A 25,683-nucleotide genomic window follows, 5' to 3' on the forward strand; every position below is an offset into this window, starting at 1 on the left:
ACTTAAATATATTATTTAATACAAGAAGATAGAAACTGTCATCACTCCTACAAATGCAATGGGTACTATAAACATCATATATACAAAGGAAACTAAATTCGCTTTGAAAATAGCAGATATCCAGCTGCTTCTATAAAAATTCCTAAATGCCAATATTAGATATAGTATAAACGAAAAATAGAACATCGTTATAAGCCAAGTTGGAATCTCAACCAACGAATTAGCTAAAATCAGAATACAAAATGAAGTAAAAACAAAGGTGAAGAAATAAAAACTGAATACCATATGATGCGCAAAAGTACACTTTCTCCAATAAAATATTTTTAAAATAAAAGCAAACAACGGCAACATCAAAAACATCGTAATCGGTATAGTATCATACAGTGTTTTAAGAATCCCACCTCCTTTCTTTTCATAAAACTTCAGAATTTGTGTATAGAACTTCTTGGTAATAGCACTATCCGCATCATCCAACCCCATAGCTTCTAATTTTTCGGTCTCAGGAGCATCAACAGAAATGAGAGAATCCAATACTTTGCGATCAAAACTGAACGAAAGTTCAGGAGCTTTTTGTTCTACAGACATCATAGAATCAATAACTTTCATATCCTCTTCGGATATTTTGGCAAGCGCTGCATTTGCTTTTATTGCTTCTTTAGCTTTTGCTATACCAATAGAATCCTTCATCAATCCTAAGGAATCAAGCTTTATTTCCCTATCAAACCCTTTTTTAAATTTTTGAGTTAGCGTATCATCTGCCTTCCTGACACTAAAAGAAAAAGCAAAAAAGAATACTACTGAAATAAAAAGATAAAACTGAGCCGGATGCAGATACGAAAGACGTTTTCCATCTACAAAACGTCTTGCTAAAACGCCTGGCTTGGTCATTAATGGAATAAAACTTCTAAAAAAACGAGCATCTATAGAAAAGTAGTTACTAATGGTATTGCTAAACAGTACCCCAAACGTAAGTTTATCAGCGGTTTCTTGCCCACAATATGGGCAATAATCAAATGATTCTTCAAAAGATTTTTCGCAATTTTTACATTGGTTAGTTCCAGACATTTTTAATCGTTTGGTTAAAAATACAAAAAGAATTTACAACTATAATTCTAATCCAATGTACGATCCAGTATTGCTTAATCCATTGTTAACTTCTCATAAACAGATCATCTAATTTTGAACCGCGTAGCAGCTATTTTTGCAATCACTTAACACATTCACACCTAATTTCTTGTATTTTTGGCAAAATTAAATAATTAATATTCACACATCTTTTATGAAAAAAGTAATTTCCGTTTTAGTAATAACGGCATTCATTGCAGCTTGTGGTACTACCAAAAATGCTACTACCCAATCGGCAACAACTAAGAAAACAGAAAAAAATCCCATTACTTATGCAAAAACAATAACCGCAGAAGATTTAAAAACTGCTTTGTACACCTATGCTTCCGATGAATTTCAAGGTAGAGAAACCGGTGAACCCGGACAAAAACTAGCCATTAATTTTTTAAAAGATCACTATGTTAAATATGGTGTTCCTGCGGCAAAAAGTGATGGAAATTATTTCCAGGAAGTACCTCTTGAAGTAATTGGAACACCAGAAGTTAAACTTAGCGTAAATGACAAATCATTTACCTATAAAGATGATTTCTTATCTCTTAGTGCCGGTAAAACAGATATTCTTTCTTTAGATGAGATTGTTTATGCAGGTTTTGGAATTGAAGATGAAAAATTTTCAAGTTATGACAATATTGATGTAAAAAACAAGGTAGTTGTGATCAAATCCGGTGAACCTAAAAACGAAGATGGAACATTCACCATTACCGCAACAACTGAAGCATCTAAGTGGTCCAATATGAGACAACAATTTGCAGCAAAACGTAATGCTGCTAAAGAAAAAGGTGCGAAAGCTATATTGTTTTATTTCCCAGAAATTTATCAAATGGCAGTTGCACAATTTGGTAATGCATCAGGTAGAATGTCTTTGGAGGATAATACAGAAGAACCTTATTTCTTTCTTATAAATAATAGTTTAGCAAAGGCTTTAGTAAACGATATAGATACTAATGATAAGACCAGTGCTATAAAAACGAAAATGACGTTAGATTTTAAGAGTATTTCTGAAAAAATTACTTCAGAAAATGTAGCTGCATTTATCAAAGGATCTGAAAAACCGGATGAGATCATAGTAATATCTGCACATTTGGATCACGAAGGCGTAAAAAATGGTGAAGTATATAATGGAGCTGATGATGATGGATCAGGTACGGTTGCCGTAGTAGAAATCGCAGAAGCTTTTGCAAAAGCTGTTAAAGATGGCAATGGCCCTAAACGCTCTATCTTATTCCTAAATGTAACAGGTGAGGAAAAAGGACTTTTGGGATCTCGTTATTATACGGATATGGATCCTATTTTTCCTTTAGAAAATACAGTTACAAACTTAAACATAGATATGATTGGTCGAACTGACCCAAAACGTAAAAGTGAAAACAGAAACTATGTATACCTAATCGGTAGCGATAAATTAAGCACTGAATTACACAATATTTCTGAACAAGTAAACACAAAATATACGAACATAGAACTAGACTATACGTATAATGATGAAAACGACCCTAATCGTTTTTATTACAGATCAGATCACTATAATTTTGCGAAAAATGATATTCCTGTGATTTTTTATTTTAATGGAACTCATGACGATTATCACCAGCCTAGTGATACTCCTGATAAAATCCAATACGATCTGTTAGAAAATAGAACACGATTGGTATTTTACACTGCTTGGGAATTAGCTAATCGCGAAAACAGAATTGTTGTAGATAAAGCCGAGAAAAATAAGTAAAACATATATTCTTTAAGATAAAAGGGACTTGATTAGATAAATCAGGTCTCTTTTTTTTAGTAGTAATATGAATATTTCTTATAGAAGTTATGCTTTATAATTTTTTCTGGTTAAAATGTAAAACAAACGTTGCATTAAAACCAAAAACAAAATTTCCATCACTAAGATTAAAATTATTAGGAGTTTGTGTTATAAATGCATCCTCTACCATATTTCTGGCATTTGTCATCTGAAATTGCAACATTAAATCGCTCATTTCCCAATTTACACCCAAAACAAAAGCATCATACGTATCAATCGATTTCAATGGGTTTGCTAAGTAATAGTATTCTGAGACAATAGATATATGGCCTCCAACTTTATACCTTGCTCCTATCCCTAGAGCAAAATGATTATGTGGATCCTCATCAAAAACAGAAGAACTCCTATGAATGAAAGTTGGTGATAGTTGTAATGAAAATTGAGGTGTAAACTTACGAGCTATTAATACCTGACTAGTATATGAAGTCCGATCGATAAAGTCATCTGATAAGCCGATTCCACCATAAAACTCATTCGTTTTACTTCTATAAGAAGCATTCTGAAAAAGTGTAATACTCAAAGGAGAACCTTTATCATGCTTCATCTGTCTTATCAGGTTATATTTTAAAAACCCATCAAAAATTCCGTCTAAAGTAGATCCACCGGCTCCAAACGTTAATCTGTTAGATATACCATATTCTAACGCTATCCTTGCTGTCCATTTATCTGCAACGAAACTTTGACTGGGGCGATTTGGGATGTTCCAAAATAAATTCATTGCTTTGATTTCTAAAACTCCTTTTCTTCTATTTTCTATAGAATGACCTAATGAAATTCGAGTACCTTTGAACGTTGCTATTTCGTACTGAGGAGTATCAGGATATTCTTTATCCAGTGTATCCAATAAGTCCTGCGCCTTCATAGAGATGCTACATCCAATGAGCATAGGTATAAGCAAAAGAAAAAACGTACTATTTCTCATAGGGTTGATATTCAAATCTAAATTTAATTGATATTATTTTAGCTATATTGGGTGCTAGAATTGGTGGGATTTTGATATCAAAATCTTTAACAACAACTTCAAAGTCTCCAGTTATTACATATTTTCCATCTATATTTTCTATGTTAGTTTTAATTTCTACTTCCTTTGAAATATCTCGTATCGTAAGCGTTCCCTTGACTATTTTAGTTTGAATTCCTTTTTCTAAAGGATCAAAATCAATAATAGTACCTTGAAAAGTAGCTTTTGGATATAAATCAGATTCAATATAACTTTCATTGAAGTGTTCGTGCATTAAAGATTTCTTGAATATAAATGCATTCATTAGCATACTTATTGCTATCTCATTTTTAGAAAAATCAATAATACTTAAAACCTGATTGTTTTTGGCTTCAATATTTTCTACAGAAGTATACGAAAAGAAAGATACTTGCCCTTGACGTGTAATAACTTGATCCGACCTCTTGTCAGAGTCCGTGAAATGGATCAAAAGGGATAGTAGAATAATAATTCTATTCATTGCTTTGTTGGTTAATCAGCATACAATTTAATAAAATGGCATCTTTTAGAAATCCTTTACAAACTCCTTTAAGCACTACTTTATCGCCTTTAGTGAGGTTTTTGATTTCCATAGTTTGATTGGATTGTAAATCACATAATACACCAGAATACTTGTTGTTGCCATACAATATTACTGTATTTCGGTTATTTAAAAAACTAACTTCCTTTATTACTCCTTCTACCTCGATAATTTTACCTTTATAAATTAAATCTGCATTTTTCTCATTCGTAATAAATGATGCTGTCAGACGTTCAGAACTTATTTTTATTTCTGTGGACACCTTATCAATATCAATTAGTGTTTCATTGTAAAATTTAAAATAAACAAAAACACTTCCGATGAAGAGTAAGCAAAAGAGAAAAAATATTATAACACTTTTTTTTTTCATATATACGCCACTAAGAAATTTACTAACATTAGGCTTACTATTTGATGCAATTTAAAATATAATTTAGAAATCGACTCATTTAGCCTCTTATTATAAAGATTAAAATAAGTCGATTTCTTATCTAAATTGATAACTAAGTATTTTTTGCTTTAATCTATAATCGTGATGGTACCTGTCATAGAGCCGTGAAACTCACAATTATAAAATAATGTATCAGGAGCAGTATCAGGAACAACAAAAGTAATCGTTCCGGATGCTATACCATTATTAGTAACCCCATTATCATAAGTATCTCCTGTACCAGTACCTTGTACAGATTTAATTAAAAATGGATGACCCGGTGCATCAACAGTAAACGTATAGGTTTTTCCTCGTTCTAAGGTTAAATCAGGATTATTACTATCAGTCAGGGTATTACTATTAAAAACATAAGCTGTAGCACCACTATTAGTTACATCATAGTTAATAGCCGTATTTACGTTACCTCCTATAATATTTATTTGACCTGTCATTACTCCATGGAACTCACAATTATAAAACAATGTGTCCGGTGCTGTATCAGGAACAGTAAAAGTAATTGTTCCAGATTCTGTACCATTATTAGTAACTCCATTATTATAAGTATCAGCAGTACCGGTACTTTGTACTGATTTAATCAAAAATGGATGACCTGGTGCATTTATAGCAAATGTATACGTCTTTCCTCGTTCTAATGTTATATCCGGATTGCTACTATTGGTCAAGACATCATTATTAAAAATATACGCCGTAGCTCCACTGTTGGTTACAATAAAATCTGCATTTATTTCTTCAATTATTTCTACTACAACTCCATCATCGCTACTGCAACTACTAATTAGCAATGCTGAAATAGAAAAGAGACTTAATACAAGATGGTTTTTTAATGTTTTCATTGTTATATTTTTTTGAATTATTACTGACACAAACTAACGAACATCGAAACTTTTTTATAAACAAAATATGTGTCAAGAAGAAAAATTGGCTTTAAAAAGGAAATAAAGATGTTGAAATAAATTATAATTTATCCGATTACTTAGTAACAACATCATATTAACAAAGTAATTTAGTTTCGAGAAAAATCTTGAGTATATTGCATTTTTAATTATTTAAAATCTTCGATACATTCTCAATGAGAAAAGACAAATTATACTTCTTAACTTTTATATCTATATCAGTAATTTTCTTAATTATTGCCTCATTTGGTGTGAAGTACTTTATTAAGGTTAGTGCAAATCAACTCATCGAGGTACAACTAGAATCCAGCAAGCGAGAAGCTAATGAAATTGCCAAGTTAGTACATTATCAAATAGTTGGAGGTATCGACAAACAACAGATCATTAATAATACACAAAGCGCTATTGAAAACACGCATAATGAAGCCTCTTTTATTTGTTTGTTTGATTGGTCCGGAAAACAAGTTTGCCATCCTAATATTACGAAGGTAGGACAAAAAGTAAACTCAAATCAATCGTTGTTAAAATCATTAAATGAAGAGGATAGTTCTGATAAATTATATGATTTACTTATTGACCAAAGAAAAGAAAATGATAGTATTTCCAGTACCGAAATGTTGTCCGAAATTGTTTATATATCCCCAGTAAAAGAGTCTGATCTTATTGTAGCGGCACAAGTTAACTTAAGTAAAATATCTGCGCAAACCATAGAATTAAAAAAAAGTTTCTATACCATTTTTGCTCTAATGGGTGGATTGATTATTCTTTCTTCTTTTTTTGCAGTTCGTATCATAGGAAGTTACTACGAAAAGCAATTAGAGCAAAAAAATATAAGCTTAGAAAGTGAATTGCTTAACCTTTCCAAATTAAACACTGATCTTATAGCATATCAACAGAAAGTAATTAAAAGTACGGAAGAAGAATCTACAGAAACCACGGAATCTGCAGAATCTACCAAAGAATCTGGTAAAAAAAGAATCCTTACCTATATCCGTAATGAATTGATCCCTGTTCCAATAAATAATATATCCTATATATATACAGAAAATACAATAACCTATATTGTTTGCTTTGATGGCAAAAAATCAACAAGTAATGACAGCCTTGATGATATGCTGATGAACCTGGATACCTCTCTCTTTTTTAGAGCAAACCGTCAATTTATTATTAGTATTACTGCAATAGCCAAAATAATTAAATATGGAAATAGTCAACTTAAAATTTTGATTCGTGATGCTGATGTTGAAATAATAATAAGTAAAAACAAAGCAGCAGAATTTAGACAATGGCTTAATATCTAACAAGCATTTGTTTTTTATTGATAACTCCTTGTACATATTTATAAACTTCAATTACGATACTTCATTTTTTCTTTAAAATAGAAATTTTGACAGATCAATTTTCGCTTTTTTATAATGTAATTAGGTAGACATCATGTGAACATGGCTTGAAAATAATTAATTTAATTATTTGTTTTACAGTGATTTACAGATTATTACTACTACTTCAGTTTCGATAAAATTTTCAAAAAATAAACCTGTTATAATTTCAAAGCCTTTTTTTCCTTTTTAAGGCTATTTTTTCCTTCTCATATATATTAATTTGATTCTCCACCCTTCATTGACGGTTATTTGTGACATAAATCATAAACTATCAAGAAATGAAACAAATAATCACATTACTTCTTACTCCAATATTATTCCGGTTAATACCAAAAAGTAATTGAGTAACAAACAACTTTAAATAATTAAAATAGTCTGTAAATCACGAGGACGTCTTTATCATCTATCTCATAGAATTAGCAACATATATTTCTCGTATTTAAGTAGGTTAGTTAGTTGATCATAAGAGGAAGACAAGTAAGTATGCTTTCTTCCTCTTATTCTTAAAATCCATTAAAAATGAAAATCAATTCAAAAATTAAAAGTACACTGATAATAACACTCAGTATCGCTCTTTTCTCTTGTGAAACTAATGTGGAAGAAGATTCTGATATAATCATAGAAGAATCTTGCAACACTACTATTTCTTTCACCGCCGATATTAAACCAATTATTGATAGTAACTGCATAAGTTGTCACGGAGGAAGTCGATTTCCCAACTTAAGAACTTATGAGAGTATCAGCGATAATGCGGCAAGAGTAAGAACGCAAGTTGTTAATAGAACAATGCCACAAGGAAGTTCATTAAGCAATGAACAAATAGAATTGATACGTTGTTGGATAGATAGTGGTGCATTAAACAATTAAAATAAATCTGATGAAAAGAAAAACAAGAATAACATTTGTTATTTCAATACTGATCATTGCCTTAGCAGGGATGTTTATATATACTGCTGTGTATAATAAACCTCATATAGATGTATCTGTAACTACACCAAATATATCATTGGAAGCGGGTGTTTTATTAGATGAGTTTCTAAATAATGAAACAGAAGCTAATACAAAATACTTAGACCAAATAGTTGAGATAAGTGGTATGATAACCGAAATAACTACAAATAAAGATGGTAATGGAATAATCACTTTGAGTAATGAAAACTCAATTGGCAACGTACTATGTCATTTATCTCAAGAAGAAAGTAAAAAACTAAGTAACCTAAAAACACTTCAAAAAATCAATATTAAAGGTATCTGTACTGGATATTTAATGGATGTAATATTGGTAAAATGTGTAATCGTTAATTAATACTCTAATTATAAAAAAATGAAAACAATAAATATCTTATTATTCAGCTTATTATGTTCTGCTGTTACATTCGGACAGGGTAAATTTCTAACAAAACAAGGATATACCTCTTTCTTTTCCAGCTCTCCTGTAGAGGATATTAAAGCAGAAAATAACCAAGTACTTAGCATCATTGATACATCTACAGGATCAATTGCTATTTCTATACTTATGAAATCATTTATGTTCGAAAAATCATTAATGCAAGAGCATTTTAATGAGAACTATGTAGAATCTGATAAATATCCTAAAGCGATTTTTAAAGGTAAAATTGTGGATTTCAAAAATATAAGTGGAAAAGAACAAGAAGTATCTATAGTGGGCGATATCACTATCCACGGCGTTACTAAAAAACTAGAAACACGAGGTAAAATTAACAAAACAGAAGGAAGCATAACATTAACAGGAGATTTTCCGGTAAAAGTTGCTGATTTCGAGATTGAGATACCATCTGTAGTTGTAAACAATATAGCTGAGACTATTAAAGTAACTTTTGAATTAGATCATAAACCATATAAAAAATAACATGAAAAAGAAGTTAATTGTTTTTCTATTGTGTGCGATTAGTTCGCATACATTTGCTCAAGATCTACTGGATATTTTAGAGGATGAAACGCCTCAGACAAAAAATTATATCACCTCTACTTTCAAAGGGACCAGAATATTAAATGGACATTCGATAGAAAATCGGAAGAAAGGAACTTTGGAGTTTGTCATATCTCATCGTTTCGGTAGAATAAATTTAGGAGCCGATGAACTATATGGACTAGATCAATCTAATATTCGTTTTGCATTGGAGTATGGATTAACTGATGATATCATGCTGGGAGTTGGTAGAAGTAGTTTTGATAAAACATATGATGGATTTGTTAAGTACAAGTTCTTAAAACAAAATTCTGGTAAAAATGGATTCCCATTTACTGCTTCTCTTTTTACAAGCATTGCCTATAGAACGCTCAAGGATTTTGATCCAAATAACGAACCTAGTTTTAGTCAAAAGTTATCATATGTTACTCAAGTATTAGTGGCTAGAAAATTTAGTCCGGGATTTTCATTACAAATTACTCCTACTTATATCCATAGAAATTCAGTAAAAATTAATGAGGATCCACACGGCATATTCGCCATCGGTGTTGGCAGTAGGATTAAGTTAACGAAGAGAGTTTCCATAAATGGAGAGTATTATTACACAGTAAACCCATTAGAATCAATTGATGCTTCAAATTCGCTTGCCTTCGGAGTAGATATAGAAACAGGTGGACATGTTTTTCAGATCATACTTTCTAATTCTATAACCATGATAGAAAAAAGTTTCATCACTGAATCCACAGATGACTTTTTTGAAGGTGATATACATCTTGGTTTTAACATTTCTAGAGCTTTCCAAATTGGAAATAAGAAAAAGAAAAAACTGAAAGCAATGAAAGAAGCTGGTCTTTAAACAAGTAAGATTGCTGTCAAAATAAGTATTAAACAAATTATAAGATGAATAAAATGTTTAGAAGAAATTTTAAAGTTAAGGGAGAAGATGTTGATGATTTCATGGTAATGCAGGAAGACGCTTATCAAAACTATACATCATCAATACTTAATGCTTATTTATTTGAAAAAGGATATGCTAAACAAAAGAGAAAACAAATCAACTTTGATTTGCATGAATTCTTAGAAACAAAAAAGATCAGAAAACATTTAATGTTTATGCAAGAATTTTTTATAAATCTGGAATTATTGTCATTTGATGAACAACAACAAAAGCTAATTGTTAGAAATAGTTTTTTTAATTCTAGTAATGAATTGTGTGTCACAGCAAAAACCAGTATATCTTGGTTTGATCATTCTTAATAAAACTAATTATAAATATAAATGTATAGATAGATCAATCAATTATTTAATTAAAACTACTTTATAGAAAAGTCAATGGGGTGAAATTGCTATGAAAATGGTTTATTTTAGGTGATTGATGTTTAGAAAGGCTGGATTCTTATAAATCCAGCCTTTTAATTATAAAAACCATTCCATCCTTTAATGTCTTAATCAACTTATAATTGAATTAAAAGTTGGTGTAAACTTTAATTATCCTGTTTTATATTTTTTAGAGTGGTTTCAAAAATAAAATCTCTGCAATTAATAATAACTACAGAGATTTTCAATAAACAAATCTAACTATAAACACACAAGAAACTAAGCTCTCATTTTTACAGTCTTGGGGTAATAAACTTTTAAAAATTTCTTTCTGATTTTAATGTTTTGATATCAATAATTAATTGTGCAATTGAAGCCCTATTAAGTCCATTATAAATTCCACGGATATGTTTGTTTTTATCAATTAATAAAAAATTCTCTGTATGCAAGAAATCATCTTCACTCTTTTCAACTCCGAGATCTTCTTCTACAAAATAATGATTCCTCCCTAAATCATAAATTTCCTTTCTATCACCTGTCACCAAGTGCCATTTATTATCGATAATCTCCTTTTCTTTAGCATATTTTTGTAATATAGGAACAGAATCATATTCTGGAGTTACAGAATGAGATAATAACAAGATTGTAGCATCATCTTTAAATTCTTTCTGAAGCTTAGACATGTTGTCGGTCATTTTTGGACAAATGCCGGGGCAAGTCGTAAAAAAGAAATCCGTTACATATATTTTATTATCAAAAATTTTATTTGTAATCGTATCTCCAAGTTGATTTACCAAAGTAAAATCAGGTATCGCATGAAATTCTCTTTCCTCCTGACTACCTGGTTTTAACCAATGTGGTGTAAATGTAGCTTCATTAAAATAAGGTAATGATTCTACCCTACTTGTTTCCTTTACTTTATCATTTTTACAACCACTTATGATAACTGATAAACCAAAAAACAGATATACTATTCTATTTATATTGTACCACTTCTTTTTCCAGTTCATAACATAAATTTGAGCGTTTAAGACCAAAAACTCGACCATTTTTAGCTTCATAATTAACATATATCTTACCATTTTTTAACCAAGCTTTTTGCATACCTTCTTCTTTCCCGTAATTCATATGGTTTTGTTTGGACAACTGTCCGGTTGGATACCACTGTTGCTGAATACCATGTTTTTCTCCGTGTACATAATTAGCTTTTGATGCTAAAGAACCATTATTCCACCAGATTTCTACAACACCATCAAGACGATTGCTCTTATAAAAACATTGTTTACGTAATGTTCCATCAGAAAACCATTTTTGGGCAATTCCCTGTTTTTTTCCTTCATAATAACCAACTTTTTCTTCTAAGGTTTTATTGGTGTGATAACTCACTGCATATCCAGAAAAAGGTTGTTCATTATAATACCATTTCCCTTCATTTGAACTAAGAACTAACTTGTTCTTAAGCACCAGTTTATTTGGAATACTTGTAACATTATCAGTGTATATATCTATACTTTCTGAAGTATTTTTACAACCGATCAAACAAAGGAAAATGATGATATAAATTATCTTAGTTAACTGCATTAGGAGTACCTTTAAATGGGCCAATAAATACTACATATCTACCGGTGTTAGAATAAATTTCATTAATAATGTGATAATGATATTCAGCTACATCGGTATGTTGTGTCACACTAGTATGACCTCCTGAAGTATCTAAATCTGTTGGGTATGTTCCTGTAGAATTACATTTTCTACCGTACATAAAGAAACCATCAGTTAATATCCCAATTAAATCCTCATCATCATCAGACCAGGCTTTTGGTTCCAAATGATAGTGATATACAGAGGGGCCTATATGAGCTCCGGAATAGTCTAAGCTTCCAACTGCTTGATCTAATGGTCCATTCCCTTCCTGATCATTAAAAATGGCTGCTCCACTAATTGCTACGCCAATGATTCCTAAAGAAGTAGCTGTAGTATTGGCTGCCAATTGTGGACTTGCAGAAACCCTCAAAGTAGCAGAACCATCAAAATTTGGGATCAAACTCGGAGTCATAGCTGTGGCTGTTGTTGGAGCCACATATAATTCATTACCTACACCCCAATATGGAGTAGTATGATTTGGATTTCCAGTTGTTTCAATCACAACATTAGATCCATCTAAATAAATATCCGTTTCATCGGTATCAAACTCTGCAAAAGCCGCATGAAGTTCTGTTACAGTGCCATCATCATCTGTAGTATCATTAGTGTCATCATTGCTACACGAAATAAATGCTATAAACACTAGACTGATTATTAATGTCATTGATACTAGATTTTTAATTATCGATTTCTTTTCCATTATTTTTAGGGTTAAGTTAAACTGATGTAAAATATTACTGTTCTCTCCTTGGAGGGCCTTTTCTTTCTGGCTTAGGAACTTTCTCTAGCTCTTCTTTTGTGATAAATCCATCTTCGTCTAAGTCGATTTTAGAAAAATCTCTTTTCAACGGTCCTTTTACTTCTTTTTTAGTAAGTTTTCCATCCTCATCGGCATCCATCATTTTAAATACCTCCTCTACACTTGGAGGTTTATGACCTCTTTCCTTAGTATCATTAGATTGTGCATTTGACTTGCAGGACATCATAATAGTTACCATTCCTATTACCAATCCTAAATTCATTTTATTTCTTTTTAAATTCATATCTATACGTGTTGTTATTTCTTATATAGACTATTAAACTAACCAAAAGTACTAGAGCAAAACTTTGTTTTCAGCGAATAACACTATCTTTTCAGTGAATGATAATTTATATTCTACAGACTACATTTATAAAAAGGATTTGTACCAGGTTTTAAAAAATCACTGACTTTATTTTTCCTTAATTTGCAATATGAGTAAATCAAAAAGGTTCTTTTTTCAAATACTTTTATGGCTAACTGTCTGGATGATTCTATCCATCGGTCAAGCTGATAATCGTAGATTATTTATTGAAAATTTGTTAGTGTTTAGCTTTCAGGTTTTTCTTATCGCAGGTCTTATATTTTATCTCGCAGAGAAGTTTTTATTTAAGAAAAAATATCTACTGTTTTTTGTGATTTCTATTTTGGCAATTGGTCTATGCACATTTATTTCTTCTAATCTATTCACTCCTCCAAGAATGCCTCGGATTGATGAATTAAGACATATGCCCCGAAGACCTCCATCTAGATTTTTGATTACATTATTGTTTTTAACCATATCTTATGTTATCGCTACATTTCTAGAGACTTTCCTATTTGCACAGAAGAAAGAAGAAGAAACTATCCGGAGTAAAAATGAGAACCTCCAAACTGAACTAAAGCTTCTTAAATCACAGATAAATCCTCATTTCTTGTTTAATTCTCTCAATAATATTTATGCACTATCGGTTATAGATTCTAACAAAACACAAGAAAGTATTAGTTATTTATCCGATATGTTGCGTTATGTGCTTTATGAATGTGAACGTAACTTCGTGCCTATAGAAAAAGAAATTACCTATATTGAAAACTATATAAGGTTATTTTCGTTAAAAAGCAGTAAACCATATAACATAACCACTGATTTTAATAGTATGGATAAATCAGTATCCATTGCACCAATGTTATTCATACCCTTTATCGAAAATGCTTTTAAGCACAGTAATATTGAAAAACCAAATGGTTCCTTTATCAACATAAAAATCATTACGATGTCTAGTAATGTTAGGCTAATTATAGAAAATAGCATTCCGAAAGAAAAAATTCACAAAGATAAACTGGGAGGAATTGGAATTGAAAATGTTAGAAAGCGATTGAATATTTTATATCCTAATCAACATCAATTGCAAATTAAGGATCATAAAGATGTGTTTAAAGTAGAACTGAACATAAATTTGACAGATTATGCTTAGATGTTTGATTATAGATGATGAAGAACTAGCAAGAACACTTCTGAAAACGTATATAGACAGATTACACTTTATAGAAATAGTTGATTCTTTAGAGAGTCCTTTGAATGCAATAGAACTTCTTCAAAACGAAGTGATAGATGTAATATTTTTAGATATTCAGATGCCTGAATTAAAAGGCACAGATTTCGCAAAAATGATTCCTACAACAACTGAAATAATATTTACTACAGCGTACTCAGAATATGCTTTAGAGGGTTTTGAATTAAATGCCTTAGATTATCTGTTGAAACCTATTACTTTTGATCGTTTCTTAGCGGCAGTACATAAAATAAAAAAAGGTTTGCAACCAACAATTCTAAATGAGACTATAACTATTAAATCAGGTTATGATTTACATAAAATAAAGTATAGGGATATTCTATATCTGGAGAGTGATAGTGAATATGTTATTTATCATACTGACAACAGAAAAATAATGAGTCATCAAACTTTAAAATTATTGGAAGAAACATTACCTGCCAATATTTTTATGAGAGTTCATCGATCTTTTATTGTGAATAGGAATAAAGTCACCGCTTTAAAGGGAAAGGATCTTTTTTTATCAGAAATTAAAATTCCTGTGAGTTCAACATACCACGAACAAGTCAAAGAGCAATTATTTTAAAAACATAGAATTAGGGGTTAAAACCTATTGTTTACCAGTCTTTTAACTCTTGAACCATACGTTAATTACAGATAGATTTGCCTTACAAAAAAAATATAACAATTATGGCACAATCAACTTTTCAAATTCAGACGTACTCATATTATAATTGGTCATCTAGAAGTAATGGAAAAACTAATTTAATTTTAAGAGGCTCTGGTGGACAAACCTGTTCTGTTTGGTTTAGAGAGGATCCCAATGCAGTTCTTCCGGCAGCAACCCAATCCGGTTCTTATTACAGCTTTTATTATCATCATAATCAACTACAGCATTTGATTGATATGCTACGCAATGAAAGCCCGATTTATGTATACTTCAATAATGACAACGGATTTAACAACTCCAGAATATCCACGGCTAATGAGCCTGTAGGTGAAGGAGAACTTAGTTAACTAGAAACACTACATTCATTAATTTAAATCGGAGAGCACAAACTGCTCTCCGATTTGTTGTTTAAAGATTATTTCAATGTCTAAAAACAGCCATACCACAAAGTCCAAAGGATTTATATTCTATATATTTAATTGAAAAAATGAATACGGTAATTGGCATTTATTTAACTCTACGCCTCCTCCATTTTTATTAATTTTAGAATCATTGATTATTTATAAATCACTCGTCATGAAAACACTCATCACTTTTATTATTTCATTGATCCTAGCTCTTTTTGCTAATAATGCTCAGGCAAATTCTTCTTTAAAAGCAAATTTCAAAACCGGTAATCCTGGTATCACCTCTATTCATACGATGACTTTTGGTCTAGAAGGTATTCTGTTTATAGGTGATAGTAAGGCTGCCCAAATTGTGGCTATAGATCTTAAAGAACATCCAACATTGGATAATTCTAAAGTAAAACTAGATCAATTAGATAAATTAATAGCTGATATGATGGGAACCACTATCGATCAGATACAAATTACTGATATGGTGGTAAATCCTGAGAATAATAACATCTATCTTTCTATCAATCATAGCTCTGGTGTGCCGATATTGTTAAGAGTAGAAGATAATATGTTGAAACAAGTCCCTCTTGATAATGTATCATATAGCAAAACAACCTTACAAAACCCTGTTACAGAAGAAGCAGAAGACCGTAGAGGTCGAAAATTACGTAAATGGGCTGTAGCTGATATTAAATATATGGAAGGCAAAGTATTATTGTCCGGCTTAAGCAATCAAGAATTCGCTTCTACTTTTAGATCTATCGATTTTCCGTTTAACGAAAAACAAAATTATAGTTCCTTGGAAATTTATCACGCAGCACACGGAAAATATGAGACTCATGCTCCGATAAAAGCGTTTATTCCTACTACTATTAATGGCAATCCACATGTAGTTGCCGGTTATACGTGTACTCCATTAGTGGTTTTTCCAATGAATGAAATTAAACCGGGTGAACACAATAAAGGTAGAACTGTTGCAGAATTAGGAAGCGGAAACTCTCCAGTAGATATGATAGAGGTTGAAAGCGAAGGAAGCCGTTATTTATTGATTGCAAATACCAATAGACCCCTAATGAAAATGGATTTTAAAGATCTTGAAGCATATCAAGGCGCTCTTACCACACCGGTTACCAAAAAAGGGGCAGCTGTAGGCGTGGATTATGTGAATTTACCATTTGTGAATGTGCAACAACTAGATAAACTGGGCGATAGTTTTCTTATAATACAAAGAGAATCTAATGGAAATCTGGCACTAAAAACCGGAAATAGTTGGTGGATAAAATAAAGAAAATCATTTCTCCAAATTTCATCTTTTATTATCAATAAAAAAGTGAAGCATTTCTTCTATATTCTATTAGTATCCATAAGCGTGGTATCAAAAATCTGCGCTCAATCGGCTCTAGACTTTACCCTTAGCGAAAATCAAATTGTAATAAAGAATGACATATCAACAGTAGAAAATATTTTTGTCTTTAAAGGTGAGATTGCTAAGGATAAGTTGGCTTCCTCTTCTCCTATACTGGGAAAGACCATTAGGTTAGAAAAAGAGATTCAATTTATTCCATTAGTTCAATTTGGATGGAATCAGAAATATACAGTCGTATACAATGACACTATTAGGTATTTTTCACTCCCGATCCCCAAAAATTATGAGTTCCTCACCGTATCAGAAATTTATCCTTCGGCTTCTGCACTACCCTCTAACCTTTTAAAATGGTACATCAAATTTTCAAAACCAATAAATACGGTACAGGCGTATAACCATATTAAATTAGTTAGTGCAAATGGCGACACATTATCCAGAGCTATACTACCATTAGAAAATGTGCTTATTTCGGAAGATGGAACCCTTTTAACAGTCTGGATGGAGCCCGGAAGACAAAAACGTGGTTTAATACCTAATGAACAATTAGGTGTTATTTTTAGTGAACAAGAAAGCTATCACCTGATAATTTCAAAAGAAATCAAAGATGATAACGGAGTTTCTATGAATGAAGAGTATACTCATCCGTTTATGATTACTACCGCGGATCGAGTTAAACCCAATATACACGACTGGAAACTAAATATCCCAAAAGGGAATTCTGTATCCAACCTTCTGATTCAATGTGCTGAACCACTTGATTATGGTAGTTGTATTGATAACATTACAGTGTTAGATAGTAATCAAATAGAGGTTAAAGGTAACTGGAAACTTATAGATAAAGAGACAGTATTATCTTTTACACCTTTTAAACCGTGGAAAAATGATAACTATCAAATTCTTTTTAAACCAAGTATTGAAGATTTAGCAGGAAACAACCTGAATCGGTTATTCGATAGTGAAATAAATGATAATTCTAATAAGATGACTACTCTCGAAAGTTATAAATTAAAGTTTGTCATAAAATAAAAAAAGGCAGTTCACACTGCCTTTTTTCGTTAAGTAGGTTGCCGTCTCCGTAGTAGTTTTGAGACTCATTTAGGATTTTTAATTACCAGCCAGTAACACAAAAGAATTACTGGAAACTGGTGATACATTATAACTCTTTACATTTTTTAATGTTTTCATATATTTTTCTGCTTCCATAAAAGCACTCTCCATAGGACTTACAGATGAATTCTTATCTAGGGTAATCGTCTTAGAAATCACCTCTCCACTAGTATATTCGATTGTCATTTTCCATCTTTTTACAGAATGAAAATTTTTAGAAACTAAAGAGCTCTCTTCTTTGACACTTTTCTTCTCTTTTTTAGTTTTTTCCTTTTCATTTTTCGGAGTTGTGTTTGCGTATCCTAAGGACACACAGAATAAAGCAGTAAACAATAAGAGTTTCATAGGTGATGATTTTTGGATTAGTTTTCACGAATATACATATATAATTTGATTATACAAATATATTTTTAATAAAATTTTATTTGATTATTAAAAAATTACATGTATGTTTGAATTATGGTAAATAAAAATTTGAAAAGACTCCTCAAGAAAAGTAAAGGAGCTAAAACGGTATACGGGATTTCTAAAACATTAGGAGTAAGCCCGCAAGCAGGAGATTATGTAGTAAAGCGTAAAAACCTAGCTAAAGACTTTGAAAGAATAAAAAAGATCGCAGATTATATGGAAGTAGATATAAAGGATATAATAGATGGTACTAAATAAAGGAGCTCTCCTCTATTCCTTTATATTAATATCATTTCCTGTTTTTTTTTGAGTAAAATTATCTTCACAGTTTATTCCTTATATTTCTTAAATAGAAAAAAGTTCTTTATGGTAATTGAGAAATAAATGTTACAATCAAACTTTTATACTTATATTTCCGAAGAAACTAAACAACTTCCTATTTAATGAGATTTATCTTTATTGTATTCATTTCTTACCTATATCTCTCATCTATAACCCCAGAAACTTATATTGGTCAGTGGCAAATACAAGGTGGATCTATCATCGAGATATACAAAAATGAGAATCAGTTTTTTGGAAAAATAAAAAAGAGGGCAGAAAAGCCTATCTCAAATCTTAATGGTTTGGATAACAAAAACCCTAATCCAGCTCTTAGAACACGTCAATTATTAGGAATTGATATTCTTAATGATCTAATTTTTGAAGACGGAGAATTAGCCGGAGGAACCATCTATAATGCAGATAGTGGAAAAACATATACTGTAAAAGTATGGATTGACTCAGACAATACTGATTTATGCTACATTAGAGCTTATAAAGGTATTTTATTTAAAACTTTTGAAGCAACAAGAGTAAAGAACTAATCAATACTCTTTCTTCTACTCCAATTCACCTTATATAATCAATAAAACTTTCTAGTACAGATGTATGCTGTTTAGGATCATTTTATAACACATTTTTTACAAAAGTTAATAGTAATATTAACAATATTCATTCCCGAAAATTCTTCAAAAAATAGTATATTTAAAGGTACGTCCTTTATTGTCAACACATTACATCTTTTTGTTTGACAAAACACTAGAATTTCTATTCTAACAACCGTTTTAACCTTTTTAATTCTATTATTACTATGAGTATCGTAAGACCAACCCCAAAAGGTAAGGTAAGAAGACCTGACTTCAAAGACCAATACAATAACTACATTGGTGGAAAATGGACCGCTCCTGTTAAAGGTCAATACTTTGACAATCTTTCTCCTGTTGATGGAACCAGCTTCACCAAAATTGCCAGATCCACCGCAGAGGATATTGAACTTGCTATCGATGCAGCCTGGAAAGCTGCTCCCGAATGGAATAACTCTTCTGCCACGTATCGCAGTAATTGCTTATTGAAAATTGCTGATATTATGGAACAAAACCTGGATGTCTTAGCTCGGGCAGAAACCTGGGATAACGGAAAAGCTTTACGAGAAACTTTAGCAGCCGATCTTCCTTTGGCTATAGATCATTTTAGATATTTTGCCGGTGTAATCCGTGCAGAAGAAGGATCAGCAAGTGAATTAGACTCCAATACAGTATCTATAAACATCCTAGAACCTTTAGGTGTTGTAGGTCAGATTATTCCATGGAACTTTCCGATCTTAATGGCAACTTGGAAAATAGCTCCTGCCCTTGCAGCCGGAAACTGTATTGTATTAAAACCGGCAGAACAAACTCCGGTAGGAATTATGATCCTTATGGAGTTGATTGAAGGAATACTTCCTGACGGTGTTCTTAATGTAGTTAATGGATTTGGAATTGAAGCCGGAAAACCATTGGCTTCTAGCACCAGAATTAAAAAAGTAGCCTTTACAGGAGAAACTACAACAGGCCAGCTTATTATGCAATATGCTTCTAAAAATATCACACCAGTTACATTAGAACTAGGAGGTAAATCTCCAAATATCTTTTTTGAAAGCATTATGGAAGCAGATGATACGTTTTTTGACAAATGTATCGAAGGAGCAGTATTATTTGCACTTAATCAAGGCGAAGTATGTACTTGCCCATCTAGGATATTGATCCAGGAAAGTATTTATGAGAAATTTATAGAACGTGTAATCGAACGCACCGAAGCAATCGAATTAGGTCATCCATTAGATCCGGAAACGATGATGGGTGCACAAGCATCAAATGATCAGTACGAAAAAATTCTAAACTACATAAATATTGGTAAAGACGAGGGGTGCGAGGTGTTATCTGGAGGTAAAGCTGCTTACGTAGAAGGCTTGGAAAATGGATATTACATTGAACCAACTTTATTACTAGGAAATAATAAAATGCGTGTCTTCCAGGAAGAAATATTCGGTCCGGTTGCCTGTGTAACTACGTTCAAAGATGAAGCAGAAGCTATAGAAATCGCCAACGACACACTCTATGGTTTAGGAGCCGGTGTATGGACTCGTGATATGCATCAAGCATATCAGATATCCAGAGCTGTACAAGCTGGTCGTGTTTGGATAAATTGTTATCATACATATCCTGCTCACGCACCCTTTGGAGGTTACAAAAAATCCGGTATTGGAAGAGAAAATCATAAAATGATGCTCAACCACTATCGCCAAACCAAAAACATGCTTATTTCTTATGACAAGAAACCACTTGGTTTCTTTTAAAACGAAGTTTTAATATGACACCGCGTGTTAAAGTTACTGAAGCTGCAAAAGCAGTAATTAATACCCTTACAAATACACATGGGGAATTGATGTTCCATCAAAGCGGAGGATGCTGTGATGGATCATCACCTATGTGTTTTGAAAAAGGTGAATTGATGATTAATGAAACCGATGTATGGCTAGGAACAATCCATAACTGTGACTTTTACATGTCTGCAGATCAATTTGAATATTGGAAACATACACAATTAACTGTAGATGTGATCGAAGGTCGCGGATCTAGTTTTTCTTTAGAAATCCCTTTGGGGATTCGATTTGTTATAAAATCACGAATATACAAAGACAATGAAGTCGATGAATTAAGTCCTATTCACGTTGGTGAGATGATATAACTGCCTTTACAACAATTATTAAATTAATATCAAACAGGCTGAAAACAGCCTGTTTTTTCATTTTTCACCATAGATTCGTTCGAAAACAACCTTGTTTCTTATTTATAACTTAGAAGTAAATGATTCTATTCTTTTTCGTAAACTTTGACCAACCGAATTCTCACTAAAACCTATAAAAACTCCGACCAGAAGTGCTAAATTTTCATAGTTTTTAGTACCAATATTTTTGGTTGATAACAAATCTCCATTACCAATTTCTACGTTAAAGAATCCGGTGATGAAAAACAGATAAAAAATAGAAGACACCAATGCAACAATAGCCAAACGATACAACGGATGCGGAATATTATCTCTAAGTGATTTTATTTCCTCAATAGTTTTATTCTTTTTGAAAAGTGAAAATGAAACCCAAGTACCCAATAATGATCCAATTAATACAAAAAACCAGTTTGTAATATACCCTTCATCAACATTCATTTTCTCATAGAACTCATCCTGAATTAATCCAATTTTTAATAATAACACAAGAACAAGACAAACCAATACAGCACCAAACATGGTGACTCCTAATTCTCTAATAAATGGAAGTTTCAATGACCACCACTTTGAAGCTACAAAATTCTCTTCAAAAGCTGCTAATTGTTTTTTTGCAAACAAATTATATGTAGAAGTTCCTCCCACCTCTGCAATTCCATATAAGGTGGACAAATACTTATCAGCTTCTTCATTAGATTTACAATTTTCCTTAATTACTGTTTGCACATCTTCTACAGCACTTATAAATTCAAATATTTCTGTTGGTATGGTATATCCTTTTGGTTTTTTTAAAAATATCTCAATTTTATAATCCTCATACTCCGTTCTGTAATAAAGAATATGTTTTTTAGGATCTATAGTTTCTGATTCTTTATTTTTTTCGGCTTCCAGTTCTTTGATTAAAGACTCTATGTTTTCAGTGTCTTTTTTGGTTAGATTTAATGTGTCAAGAAGTTTTTTATCCTTTAATAATTTTAATAACTCATCTTTATCTATATCTTTTTTATTAACCTCTTCCAAAAACTTTGCTTGTATATCATTCCTCTTTGCTTCTTCTAGCTTCTTAATTTCATCTATTACACCCTTAAGTTTTTCTTTTAACTCTTCCATTATTTTGTGTGTTTAAAGTTGATCTGTATCCTTATAATTTGTTCTTCCAGTCCGGATCTATTCGTATATCTAATTTCTCTTCCCAATCTTTATCTAATCGAATTCTCACATCCTTCCAATCCTTGGGATCTAATCGAATTCGGGTAATAAGGTCATCAAGAACTTGTCTCTTTTTTTCTTCAGAAAGTTCTTTTGAAATTGATATTCGATAAATAACAGAATTCTCTATTTTTTCTAAATCTAACTCATCCAGAACACCATCATCAATCAGGTCTTTAATCCACTCATCAGCTACATCTTGATTTTGTAGCATTTTTTCTAATTTAGAAGGATCAAATTTTGTGTCCCCCAACATATCCAATAATGGTTCTTGCTTATTACTTTTTTCTTTTGCGCTTTTAATTGATGCTAGCAATAACTCTATTAATAAGGTTTTTGGTTGTTGTTTTTTCATGATTACATTGTTGTTATATTATATATCTTACTTAAATCACCTAATAACTATTTGATTATAATCCAATCATCTCAACACATTAGCGATTATATGTTGAAATAAAAAAAGGCTAGTTTACGATTGGGGAAATTGACGACTGAAACGGGAGTTTTATTCTTATATGCAATTTACGAAAAAACACATATAATTTATTGTTTTTTAAATACTTACATTTCACACAATAATTAATTTGTATAAAAGTATAAAACTAAAAACCACAAAAAAATACCCAGAAAAGGGTATATTTTATAGCATTGAAATTTAGTCTTGATAAATGAAGTTCGGTATGAATATACCTAATACCAAATTACTTGAAAAATGTATTAAACAGAATAGGCTGCTATCAAGCAACCTATATCAGTTTAACCCTTGTCAAAAGAAGCCTGTTTTACAAGCAAACTTACTTAAGGCTAACACATCTATCTAAAAAAGTTCTTGTTTAATGTAGAGGTTTCATTATTTTAAACTTATTCTATAAATCCTCTATTCGTTTCATAACACTTTTCATTTGATCAACTTGCGCATTTGTGAATTCTCTTCTTAGATGTGGTCTTATTTTGCTCATTACATTTCCTTCTATTGTAGAATGAAGTAACCCCAAAGCATGTCCAATTTCATGAGGAGCGGTAGGAGTATATAAAAATTCATCTGTAATTAAAGCTCTTTGATTTTTTCCTATCCCGGCGATGTTCACGGTATGAGCTCTTTTAATAATATATAAACTTACCCTATTAGGATTATATGAATTCTGTGTTTGCATTAAGAATATTCTTGACTCTTCTCCTCTATTATCCCTCAAATCGTATAACTCATCGTTTATGAGGGTTTTAATATCTCCTTTTTCTAATCCAATACCGTATCTATGAAAAAAACTACCATTTAGATTCTTGATAAAATCAGATTCATCCAAGTTATAAGAAGATTGTTGAGATACAGAAGTCGGTTGTACATAAATAATATCGATCATCATAGTTTGTTCCGGATCATCAGAATAAACTTGATCAAACCCTAAAGGAACATTATCATTTTCTATAGTACAAGAAATTAAAAGTAAAAAGGTAAGCGTTGCTACAACAGACTTCATAAATCGCGTATTAAGTATTAAACATATCTGATTAATGAGTTCTAAGTATTCCTAGCACTTTGAAGCACAAATTGAATACATCTAACTTTAGAGCTTTTTATGTATGGGTAATTCTGATTATAGTTGCAGCAACAATAACTATAAATCATCAAAGTATGATTCGCTCAAATCGAATTTCATGTAAGCCAATCTATGATGCAATATTGATATACAAATTGCAAGATAATTAAGTTTGTGTGAGAATATTTGTGACGATTAATTAGGATAAATATAAAAAATTAAATAACTAAAAATAAGGGGTATTTTCCCCTTTTTATAAAAACTAAAATCCTCATTTAGTAGTATTTTTTTAAACCTAAAAGCTAAAATTTGGTATAAAATACATAGAGAATTATCAGCTTTTTTTCAACAAAATCAGGGTGTTTATTGCTATTGAGAAGATTTTAGTTAGTTTAGAGTACTATTCTTTTTTATATGATCATAAAAGTTTAATGATAGTTGAAACATGAGCTTTATAGATGTTTATTTAACTTTATTTTAACATATTTTATCCCGCATTTTTAGTGTTAACAAAAGTAATAGTCCAAAACTCTTATTATCTCGCTACTAATTATTTTCAGAAATTATAATCCATATATTTACATATTCATTATTCCAATTTATATTTTGCATCCAGATAATATTCATAATTCGCCTTACAAGTTTGATGTCCTAGCTGCAGCTCATCAAGATTTATCAAATTATCTTTTGATAAATTCTTATGGTACCAAGAGTATTGATTTTTCAAACAATCAGGCAGTACTAGAGTTAAACAAAGCAATTCTAAAACATCATTATCGATTAGATGACTGGAATATTCCAAAAGATTATCTCTGCCCTCCTATTCCAGGAAGAGCTGATTACATCCATCATATTGCAGATATATTAAAAGAAGATACTATTGGTGTTCAAATAAAAGGGTTAGACATTGGTGTAGGTGCAAATTGTATTTATCCCATTCTAGGATCTCAAATATACAACTGGAAAATGGTTGGTGTAGATATTAATATAGCTGCCGTTTCTGCTGCTCAGGCTAATGTAGATCTGACTTCCAATTTAAAAAACAATATTGAGATAAGACATCAAGAGAATAATGCTAACATTTTTGAAGGTGTTATTAAACCTAATGAATATTACCATTTTTCTATGTGTAATCCCCCTTTTCATACTTCAGAAAGTGAAGCGACCAAAGGAACATTACGAAAATTAAAGAACTTATCATCAAATGATACTAAAATTAACACTGCGTCATTAAATTTTGGCGGACAAGCGAATGAACTTTGGTGTAATGGTGGCGAAGCTTTGTTTATTAAACGAATGATCAAGCAAAGTGTATTCTTTAAAACCCAAGTCGGTTGGTTCACTTCTTTGGTTTCTAAAAAAGAAAACTTACCAAAAATTTACAAACAACTTAATAAAGTAAAAGCTATTCATAAAACGATAGAAGTGTCCCAGGGAAACAAACAAAGTCGATTTGTAGCCTGGAGATTTCTGAAAGAATAAAGGTTCTTAGATATATCAGAACTTAAT

30 protein-coding genes are annotated in these 25,683 nt (G+C 31.2%); 17 read left to right on the plus strand and 13 right to left on the minus strand.

The genetic code is table 11. The features are described from left to right. Positions 1-15 precede the first annotated feature (15 nt). On the minus strand, positions 16-1,065 hold the full coding sequence (locus ACFSR1_RS06780; RefSeq protein WP_378290905.1) for a DUF3667 domain-containing protein: 1,050 nt from the start codon (positions 1,063-1,065) through the stop codon (positions 16-18). A gap of 214 nt (positions 1,066-1,279) precedes the next feature. Between ACFSR1_RS06780 and ACFSR1_RS06785 the strand changes: the two genes are divergently transcribed. Continuing rightward, the gene (locus ACFSR1_RS06785) at positions 1,280-2,848 is read left to right on the plus strand and encodes a M28 family peptidase (protein WP_378290907.1); all 1,569 of its coding nucleotides are present in this window, start codon (positions 1,280-1,282) and stop codon (positions 2,846-2,848) included. Positions 2,849-2,942: 94 nt separating this feature from the next. Here the strand turns inward: ACFSR1_RS06785 and ACFSR1_RS06790 are convergent, their stop codons facing one another. From ACFSR1_RS06790 to ACFSR1_RS06805, 4 genes are all read right to left on the minus strand, one after another. Further along, positions 2,943-3,851: a DUF5777 family beta-barrel protein gene (locus tag ACFSR1_RS06790; RefSeq protein WP_378290909.1), complete on the minus strand. Its 909-nt coding sequence runs from the start codon at positions 3,849-3,851 to the stop codon at positions 2,943-2,945. Then, entirely contained in the window at positions 3,841-4,389 is a 549-nt protein-coding gene (locus ACFSR1_RS06795) for a YceI family protein (RefSeq protein ID WP_378290911.1), read from the minus strand. Before ACFSR1_RS06795 ends, ACFSR1_RS06790 begins: the two co-directional genes overlap by 11 nt. Further along, entirely contained in the window at positions 4,382-4,819 is a 438-nt protein-coding gene (locus tag ACFSR1_RS06800; protein ID WP_378290912.1) for an OB-fold protein, read from the minus strand. Before ACFSR1_RS06800 ends, ACFSR1_RS06795 begins: the two co-directional genes overlap by 8 nt. A 149-nt stretch (positions 4,820-4,968) precedes the next feature. Next, on the minus strand, positions 4,969-5,733 hold the full coding sequence (locus ACFSR1_RS06805; RefSeq protein ID WP_378290914.1) for a hypothetical protein: 765 nt from the start codon (positions 5,731-5,733) through the stop codon (positions 4,969-4,971). Positions 5,734-5,969: 236 nt separating this feature from the next. On the opposite strand from ACFSR1_RS06805, the gene ACFSR1_RS06810 reads away from it, so the two are divergent. From ACFSR1_RS06810 to ACFSR1_RS06835, 6 genes are all read left to right on the plus strand, one after another. Continuing rightward, a complete protein-coding gene (locus ACFSR1_RS06810; protein WP_378290916.1) occupies positions 5,970-7,094 on the plus strand; it encodes a LytR/AlgR family response regulator transcription factor in 1,125 nt (374 codons plus the stop codon). A gap of 600 nt (positions 7,095-7,694) precedes the next feature. Continuing rightward, positions 7,695-8,042: a c-type cytochrome gene (locus tag ACFSR1_RS06815; protein ID WP_378290918.1), complete on the plus strand. Its 348-nt coding sequence runs from the start codon at positions 7,695-7,697 to the stop codon at positions 8,040-8,042. A gap of 10 nt (positions 8,043-8,052) precedes the next feature. Further along, the gene (locus tag ACFSR1_RS06820) at positions 8,053-8,481 is read left to right on the plus strand and encodes an OB-fold protein (protein ID WP_378290920.1); all 429 of its coding nucleotides are present in this window, start codon (positions 8,053-8,055) and stop codon (positions 8,479-8,481) included. Between the two features lie 18 nt (positions 8,482-8,499). Next, entirely contained in the window at positions 8,500-9,045 is a 546-nt protein-coding gene (locus ACFSR1_RS06825) for a YceI family protein (protein WP_378290922.1), read from the plus strand. 1 nt (position 9,046) lies between these two features. Beyond that, positions 9,047-9,961 carry a DUF5777 family beta-barrel protein gene (locus ACFSR1_RS06830; protein ID WP_378290924.1) on the plus strand — a complete coding sequence of 305 codons (915 nt, stop codon included), beginning with the start codon at positions 9,047-9,049 and terminating at the stop codon, positions 9,959-9,961. A gap of 44 nt (positions 9,962-10,005) precedes the next feature. After that, a complete protein-coding gene (locus tag ACFSR1_RS06835; protein ID WP_378290926.1) occupies positions 10,006-10,362 on the plus strand; it encodes a hypothetical protein in 357 nt (118 codons plus the stop codon). A 377-nt stretch (positions 10,363-10,739) separates the two neighbouring features. Here the strand turns inward: ACFSR1_RS06835 and ACFSR1_RS06840 are convergent, their stop codons facing one another. The 4 genes from ACFSR1_RS06840 to ACFSR1_RS06855 all read right to left on the minus strand — a co-directional run bounded on the left by ACFSR1_RS06840 (position 10,740) and on the right by ACFSR1_RS06855 (position 13,109). Further along, positions 10,740-11,432 (minus strand): SCO family protein, encoded by a 693-nt coding sequence (locus ACFSR1_RS06840; RefSeq protein ID WP_378290927.1) that lies wholly within the window; start codon positions 11,430-11,432, stop codon positions 10,740-10,742. Beyond that, on the minus strand, positions 11,398-12,003 hold the full coding sequence (locus ACFSR1_RS06845; RefSeq protein WP_378290929.1) for a toxin-antitoxin system YwqK family antitoxin: 606 nt from the start codon (positions 12,001-12,003) through the stop codon (positions 11,398-11,400). The genes ACFSR1_RS06840 and ACFSR1_RS06845 overlap by 35 nt, the downstream gene beginning before the upstream one ends. After that, complete coding sequence (locus tag ACFSR1_RS06850) at positions 11,990-12,730, minus strand: YHYH protein (protein WP_378290931.1); 741 nt, start codon at positions 12,728-12,730, stop codon at positions 11,990-11,992. Before ACFSR1_RS06850 ends, ACFSR1_RS06845 begins: the two co-directional genes overlap by 14 nt. 70 nt (positions 12,731-12,800) lie before the next feature. Beyond that, positions 12,801-13,109, minus strand: a complete 309-nt coding sequence (locus ACFSR1_RS06855; protein WP_378290933.1) for an EF-hand domain-containing protein — start codon at positions 13,107-13,109, stop codon at positions 12,801-12,803. A gap of 190 nt (positions 13,110-13,299) precedes the next feature. On the opposite strand from ACFSR1_RS06855, the gene ACFSR1_RS06860 reads away from it, so the two are divergent. From ACFSR1_RS06860 to ACFSR1_RS06880, 5 genes are all read left to right on the plus strand, one after another. Next, complete coding sequence (locus ACFSR1_RS06860; RefSeq protein WP_378290935.1) at positions 13,300-14,319, plus strand: sensor histidine kinase; 1,020 nt, start codon at positions 13,300-13,302, stop codon at positions 14,317-14,319. Then, positions 14,312-14,983 (plus strand): LytR/AlgR family response regulator transcription factor, encoded by a 672-nt coding sequence (locus ACFSR1_RS06865; RefSeq protein WP_378290937.1) that lies wholly within the window; start codon positions 14,312-14,314, stop codon positions 14,981-14,983. Before ACFSR1_RS06860 ends, ACFSR1_RS06865 begins: the two co-directional genes overlap by 8 nt. 104 nt (positions 14,984-15,087) lie before the next feature. Beyond that, the gene (locus ACFSR1_RS06870) at positions 15,088-15,414 is read left to right on the plus strand and encodes a hypothetical protein (protein ID WP_378290939.1); all 327 of its coding nucleotides are present in this window, start codon (positions 15,088-15,090) and stop codon (positions 15,412-15,414) included. A gap of 229 nt (positions 15,415-15,643) precedes the next feature. Then, complete coding sequence (locus ACFSR1_RS06875; RefSeq protein WP_378290941.1) at positions 15,644-16,750, plus strand: hypothetical protein; 1,107 nt, start codon at positions 15,644-15,646, stop codon at positions 16,748-16,750. A 45-nt stretch (positions 16,751-16,795) separates the two neighbouring features. Continuing rightward, positions 16,796-17,857 (plus strand): Ig-like domain-containing protein, encoded by a 1,062-nt coding sequence (locus tag ACFSR1_RS06880; protein WP_378290943.1) that lies wholly within the window; start codon positions 16,796-16,798, stop codon positions 17,855-17,857. 78 nt (positions 17,858-17,935) lie between these two features. On the opposite strand, the gene ACFSR1_RS06885 is transcribed toward ACFSR1_RS06880, so the two are convergent. Next, entirely contained in the window at positions 17,936-18,283 is a 348-nt protein-coding gene (locus ACFSR1_RS06885; protein WP_378290944.1) for a hypothetical protein, read from the minus strand. Between the two features lie 129 nt (positions 18,284-18,412). Here ACFSR1_RS06885 and ACFSR1_RS06890 point away from each other — a divergent pair, with 129 nt between their 5' ends. From ACFSR1_RS06890 to ACFSR1_RS06905, 4 genes are all read left to right on the plus strand, one after another. Continuing rightward, positions 18,413-18,604 carry a hypothetical protein gene (locus tag ACFSR1_RS06890; protein WP_378290946.1) on the plus strand — a complete coding sequence of 64 codons (192 nt, stop codon included), beginning with the start codon at positions 18,413-18,415 and terminating at the stop codon, positions 18,602-18,604. Between the two features lie 185 nt (positions 18,605-18,789). After that, a complete protein-coding gene (locus tag ACFSR1_RS06895) occupies positions 18,790-19,209 on the plus strand; it encodes a DUF2147 domain-containing protein (RefSeq protein ID WP_378290948.1) in 420 nt (139 codons plus the stop codon). A 266-nt stretch (positions 19,210-19,475) separates the two neighbouring features. Then, complete coding sequence (locus tag ACFSR1_RS06900; protein ID WP_378290950.1) at positions 19,476-20,999, plus strand: aldehyde dehydrogenase family protein; 1,524 nt, start codon at positions 19,476-19,478, stop codon at positions 20,997-20,999. 14 nt (positions 21,000-21,013) lie between these two features. Continuing rightward, positions 21,014-21,391: a DUF779 domain-containing protein gene (locus ACFSR1_RS06905; RefSeq protein WP_378290951.1), complete on the plus strand. Its 378-nt coding sequence runs from the start codon at positions 21,014-21,016 to the stop codon at positions 21,389-21,391. A gap of 102 nt (positions 21,392-21,493) precedes the next feature. Here the strand turns inward: ACFSR1_RS06905 and ACFSR1_RS06910 are convergent, their stop codons facing one another. The 3 genes from ACFSR1_RS06910 to ACFSR1_RS06920 form a co-directional block, all read right to left on the minus strand. Then, positions 21,494-22,537 carry a hypothetical protein gene (locus ACFSR1_RS06910; protein WP_378290953.1) on the minus strand — a complete coding sequence of 348 codons (1,044 nt, stop codon included), beginning with the start codon at positions 22,535-22,537 and terminating at the stop codon, positions 21,494-21,496. Between the two features lie 31 nt (positions 22,538-22,568). Further along, the gene (locus ACFSR1_RS06915) at positions 22,569-22,991 is read right to left on the minus strand and encodes a hypothetical protein (protein WP_378290955.1); all 423 of its coding nucleotides are present in this window, start codon (positions 22,989-22,991) and stop codon (positions 22,569-22,571) included. A gap of 511 nt (positions 22,992-23,502) precedes the next feature. After that, the gene (locus tag ACFSR1_RS06920; RefSeq protein WP_378290957.1) at positions 23,503-24,114 is read right to left on the minus strand and encodes a matrixin family metalloprotease; all 612 of its coding nucleotides are present in this window, start codon (positions 24,112-24,114) and stop codon (positions 23,503-23,505) included. A gap of 666 nt (positions 24,115-24,780) precedes the next feature. On the opposite strand from ACFSR1_RS06920, the gene rlmF reads away from it, so the two are divergent. Next, entirely contained in the window at positions 24,781-25,656 is an 876-nt protein-coding gene (gene rlmF / locus ACFSR1_RS06925) for a 23S rRNA (adenine(1618)-N(6))-methyltransferase RlmF (RefSeq protein ID WP_378290959.1), read from the plus strand. Positions 25,657-25,683: the final 27 nt, after the last annotated feature.

The organism is Aquimarina rubra (assembly GCF_042684305.1).
Taxonomy (GTDB): domain Bacteria; phylum Bacteroidota; class Bacteroidia; order Flavobacteriales; family Flavobacteriaceae; genus Aquimarina; species Aquimarina rubra.